Below are 4,133 nucleotides of genomic sequence, written 5' to 3'. Positions count from 1 at the left end.
TAGAGTCCGATCATGGCAAACTCAAACGACTCATCAACCCTGTTCGAGGGTTTCAATCTTTGAAAACAGCATTCGCTACGATAAGAGGATTTGAGGTCATGCGCATGTTTCCAAAAGGCCAACTTAACTTCTGGTTGTATGGTCGTGGCTCCTTAGCCGAAGTGCGCCTAATTGAGAGACAATTTACTTTCTAGGCGATGAATTAACAGAAAAATCAGACTCCCGCTAAACTTTGCAACGGAGCCAGATCAGTGTACTGACTCCAATCTACTTTATTATTCACCTGACGACTAACGGCACGCATGATGGTTTTGTCACTGACTCTCTCCTTACGTGACACATCCTCGAGGGTGCTATTGATCAAACAAAGCATCAAATATTTTTCCAATGCTTTTGTTATTTTAGTATTTTGACCACACCAACCATATTGCTCAGTGGTCGTCGGGTGGTCATCACATTCCTTGCATTCATATTTAACAGGCTTGATTCTAAGGTAGACTTTACGTTCTAGTATTTTGGTGTGTTGAACCAGAATTTTAGTGCCGTATCCGTTGCGTTTTGTCGCGGGTTGACCGCACTTACGGCAGGTTGAATGAGTACACTTGCTAACCACATCTAATTGATGCTATCTTTCTTATCAATAGGTTGCTTGGTTATTTCTAATGAATCTATATCTAAAGGTAGGGTAATGTCGGCCATTTTTTTGAATAATTATGAGAAGTTCACTGATAAGTGGGATCATTCTAACCCTTATTCTATTTAGGTTCCACTACAACACTAACGGGCGGAGAGCCCAAAAGACTTCTACGCCGCAAGCGGCGAGGAATTAAACCCGAATGAGATTAAATAATAGACCCAAAGCTGTTTTGGATTGTTATTATCCGAATGAGTATTTGGAAAATATGAAGAAGGTTGGCTAAGATATTTTTCGCGGTTGCATCTTTAAACTGTCATGAATGGAAACCCATTTGGCGGCTAAATTTAGCACTGTAGCCTAAAATGTTTTTCGAAATTTTTGCTTTGAATTGCCGTATAAAAATAAATAAAGATAAGGCCACTAACCTTGGGATGGAGTAAATATGAAACTAGTTTATTGTAAGTTAGGATTAATGTTGAAAGGCATACTAATACTTATTTTATGTTTTGTAAGTTTTTCAGCAATATCAAAAGAACTGAACAACAATGTTCGTTACCTTAATGACATCAACTTAAATACTGAAATATCTAAATATTTATCCAAAAGTAAGTCTCTTAATGCGACGGATTTAAAGATCCTTGTTAGTGGGAATTCTATTCTTGGGCATACCTGTAATACAAAAGCATTATATGAATTATATTTCAAGCATAATGGAGACCTTCTTTTTAGGAAAAACAACTCTAATCAGGAAGTATATCTAGGTAAGTGGTGGGTGAAAGGTAATTCTATATTTTCTCAGTGGAAAACCTATCATAAAAAAGAAACTGTAAATGAGTTGCGGTATCACCACCTACTTGACGAGATATACATTCCTTATAATGTTAATTTAGCATGTGGTCCAGCAGGAAGCTTTGGTCGCCCTTTTATTGTGGTAAAAGGCAATGTTTTTAAACTTTAATTTATAAAACAACTTTCATTATTACTTGATGTTACGCAGTAAGCGGTCAATATAAGACGGTCTTGCAGGAGATTAATAAGTCTGCATTAGATCAGACGTAAGGGGGTTATCACCGAATTTGGTCTTCCACAGCCGAGGTTGTGAAGCGGGATGCTGACTGACTCGTTGGAGTACATCCACGAGATAAGTATAAGGATTAATCCCTTGCAGACGGCAGGTGACGAGTAAACTTTGCAGCATTCCTAATTGCTCTGCACCCAGCTCAGTCCAGCAGAACAGATAGTTTTCCGACCCATAGGGATCACCCTCAGCGCACGCTCTAAGTGATTGGTATCGATAGGCACAGCAGGGTAACTCAAGAAGACCTTGAGCTCTGCTTTTCTATCGAGTGCATAACCAAGGGTTCTGTCGCAAACAGCATCAATGCTTTATGATCCAAGCATCACTTTTTATGTTCACTCCCATGACACTCAATTTTTCAGGCCGACATTACCCTTCCGCGATCATCATGCAGGCGCTTCGCTATTACCTGGCCTACAAACTCAGTTACCGTGAAATTGAGGAGATGTTCGCTGAGCGAAATATCCATTTTGACCACTCAACCCTGAACCGTTGGGTGATCAAATATGCGCCACAACTCGAAGCCATATTCAGGAAGATAAAGCGTCGAGTATCTGGCTCGTGGCGAATGGACGAAACCTACATAAAAGTTAAAGGTCGGTGGGTTTACTATTATCGAGCCGTGGATAAATACGGCGCTATTATTGATTGTTATCTGAGTGAAACCCGTGATGAGCCAGTGGCACTGGCATTTTTCAATAAAGCCATCAACCAACATGGCTTGCCTGAAAAGGTAGTCATTGATAAAAGTGGTGCGAATGCTGCAGCATTAGATACCATCAATATTCGTCTTTGGCTGTCTGGGTATATGCTGTTTATGATTGAGGTTTTGGCTATCAAATATCTGAATAATATTGTCGAGCAAAGCCATCGAAAATTGAAAGGAAAAATGCATCAATGTTTGGGCTGGAAGTCTTGGGAAGGGGCTGAATCGACCTTGATGGGTGTTGAGCTTTGGTCCATGATTAAGCAAGGACAAATGAACACTACTGAAATGATGACACCATGGGAACAATTTTATTCTTTGGCGGCCTAATTGTATCTGAGAGATCTTGCGCCCTCAAATTATAGCGGTGAGATCTCAGTTTGCGACAGCGCAAATAATCAAGCCACCCATTGTTAAATGTATTGCGACGCATGCTGCTCTTAGTATGAGTAAAGGCTGGTGTGTATAACTAAAATCTGATAAAATACAGTATATTAGTGAGGCGTCTGTTTTGGGTGAGAGTACTGGTCTGCTTGTTTTGTAAGACATGGTAATTGGGCATGCGCACTATACAAATATTATACACAATTAAACTTTGGTGAAATGTCATGTTAAAAAAAATACCTATCTATTCCCTTTTATTAATGTCAACAAATTGCTTTGCGGGAGCAGATGCTGGTCAGTTTTCATCGTACACAAAAATACAACAATTGTTTATTGAAGGAAGCGAAACATCACCGGTGGCGACTTTAAAATTTGAAACTAGCATTCCAGATACACATAAGAATGACGATTGCCTTTCACAGTATATAACTATCGATCTTTCTACTGAAAAAGGAAAGTCTATGTATGCTTTGGCCTTGTCAGCAAGAATGGCAGAGAAAGAGATACGAGTTACATTACCTTTTTGCTCAGGAACAAGGCCATTAGTTAATAGCATTAATTTATAATTTTGTATGTATAACAGATAAGGATAGGCCGGGCGCAGTCGCGTCCCAGGTGTTATCAAGAATCAAGTGTACTCTCTATTAACGTGAGGAGCCCGAGGCTAAAGTTTAGTCATACTCTTTATTATGCTAATAGTAGAATGAGAGTTTGCTCTGTTTGAAATTGGAGACCACCCATAGTTATTGTTAGTTAACCGATATTGGTTTGGGGCTAAGTGCTTAATTAAAAGTTATCGAGTATTTTGATGAATAGTTGCTCATTATGTTTTTTACACTCTCTTTGAGTGCATCAAAAGTGATAAAATCATGGCAGGATAACCATTCATACTTGATCTTCTTCCACAGTATTTCAATGATATTGAGTTCAGGAGAGTAAGCGGGTAAGTACATAACAACAAGGCCTTTTAGTAGCCATTCATGACACTTTTCTTTAAAACGTTTAGCGTGATGAAATGAGGCATTATCAAGATAAATAACGGTTAATTTATCCAGTGACTGCACATAAATAAAATGCTCGAACGCCTCCATGACCACATCAGTATTCACTTTGCTTTCTGTCGTGTGATAAATCAGTGTGCCCTTCCTACTTAAGAAACGAAGCACATTAAGTCTGCTGCTTCGTGAGTAACAAGGTAACCGTCCGAGCAAGTACACCTTCAACCGTGTTCATCGATCCCTTATGTTAACCCCTGACTATGATATCAGGAGTTAATATGACTAAGCGTTCTCATGAAGAGTGGGTTGATTTGATAAAGCAGCAGCCCG

Annotated in this window: 6 protein-coding genes and 1 pseudogene; 4 read left to right on the top strand and 3 right to left on the bottom strand. The window is 39.3% G+C overall.

Going from position 1 to position 4,133, the window contains the following annotated elements; translation table 11 throughout:
* Positions 1-194, top strand: a 194-nt coding sequence (locus L2764_RS26015; RefSeq protein WP_248943252.1) for a DDE-type integrase/transposase/recombinase, incomplete at its 5' end; no start/stop codon positions are given.
* A gap of 20 nt (positions 195-214) precedes the next feature.
* On the opposite strand, the gene L2764_RS26010 is transcribed toward L2764_RS26015, so the two are convergent.
* Entirely contained in the window at positions 215-613 is a 399-nt protein-coding gene (locus tag L2764_RS26010; RefSeq protein WP_248943251.1) for a helix-turn-helix domain-containing protein, read from the bottom strand.
* Positions 614-1,079: 466 nt separating this feature from the next.
* On the opposite strand from L2764_RS26010, the gene L2764_RS26005 reads away from it, so the two are divergent.
* Positions 1,080-1,595, top strand: a complete 516-nt coding sequence (locus L2764_RS26005; RefSeq protein ID WP_248943250.1) for a hypothetical protein — start codon at positions 1,080-1,082, stop codon at positions 1,593-1,595.
* 72 nt (positions 1,596-1,667) lie between these two features.
* Here the strand turns inward: L2764_RS26005 and L2764_RS26000 are convergent.
* A pseudogene (locus L2764_RS26000) lies at positions 1,668-1,966 on the bottom strand (transposase domain-containing protein); the annotation flags it as partial.
* Positions 1,967-2,058: 92 nt separating this feature from the next.
* Here L2764_RS26000 and L2764_RS25995 point away from each other — a divergent pair.
* Positions 2,059-2,751: an IS6 family transposase gene (locus tag L2764_RS25995; protein ID WP_248943253.1), complete on the top strand. Its 693-nt coding sequence runs from the start codon at positions 2,059-2,061 to the stop codon at positions 2,749-2,751.
* 278 nt (positions 2,752-3,029) lie between these two features.
* Positions 3,030-3,371 (top strand): hypothetical protein, encoded by a 342-nt coding sequence (locus L2764_RS25990; RefSeq protein ID WP_248943249.1) that lies wholly within the window; start codon positions 3,030-3,032, stop codon positions 3,369-3,371.
* Between the two features lie 216 nt (positions 3,372-3,587).
* On the opposite strand, the gene L2764_RS25985 is transcribed toward L2764_RS25990, so the two are convergent.
* Positions 3,588-4,022 carry a transposase gene (locus L2764_RS25985; protein WP_312018391.1) on the bottom strand — a complete coding sequence of 145 codons (435 nt, stop codon included), beginning with the start codon at positions 4,020-4,022 and terminating at the stop codon, positions 3,588-3,590.
* Between the last annotated feature and the right edge of the window lie 111 nt (positions 4,023-4,133).

Origin of the sequence: Shewanella surugensis (assembly GCF_023284005.1) — a bacterium.
Lineage (GTDB): Bacteria > Pseudomonadota > Gammaproteobacteria > Enterobacterales > Shewanellaceae > Shewanella > Shewanella surugensis.
The sequence above is the reverse complement of the archived record's forward strand: the minus strand, read 5'-3'. Positions and strand labels throughout refer to the sequence as shown.

Bases quoted from the DNA above. Each gene is read 5' to 3' on its own strand.
- L2764_RS26005 (WP_248943250.1), top strand. From the start codon at position 1,080: ATGAAACTAGTTTATTGTAAGTTAGGATTAATGTTGAAAGGCATACTA.
- L2764_RS25995 (WP_248943253.1), top strand. From the start codon at position 2,059: ATGACACTCAATTTTTCAGGCCGACATTACCCTTCCGCGATCATCATG.
- L2764_RS25990 (WP_248943249.1), top strand. From the start codon at position 3,030: ATGTTAAAAAAAATACCTATCTATTCCCTTTTATTAATGTCAACAAAT.